The organism is Pseudoalteromonas sp. T1lg76 (assembly GCF_002964725.1).
Classification (GTDB): domain Bacteria; phylum Pseudomonadota; class Gammaproteobacteria; order Enterobacterales; family Alteromonadaceae; genus Pseudoalteromonas.
Genome location: NZ_PQCE01000085.1, coordinates 1 through 252 on the forward strand (window position 1 = coordinate 1; position 252 = coordinate 252).

Here is a 252-nt window from a genome sequence, read left to right on the forward strand (position 1 = left end):
TGAAAATTTGGAGCGGCACACGAGGTTCGAACTCGTGACCTCAACCTTGGCAAGGTTGCGCTCTACCAGCTGAGCTAGTGCCGCTTCATAGGTTGCTCTTTGTTTTATCGCTGGTCGCAACCTGAGGTTGCGGCTTTGCAATTTAGCAGCTGAGCTAGTGCCGCTTCATAAGTGCTCTGAGTGAGATTCAAACGTTGAGCTAAACGAGTGAAAATTTGGAGCGGCACACGAGGTTCGAACTCGTGACCTCAA

The 252-nt window shown here is 50.4% G+C and carries 1 tRNA gene; it reads right to left on the bottom strand.

The features are described from left to right. Positions 1–8: 8 nt before the first annotated feature. Positions 9–84 (bottom strand) — tRNA-Gly (locus C2M35_RS15305). Between the last annotated feature and the right edge of the window lie 168 nt (positions 85–252).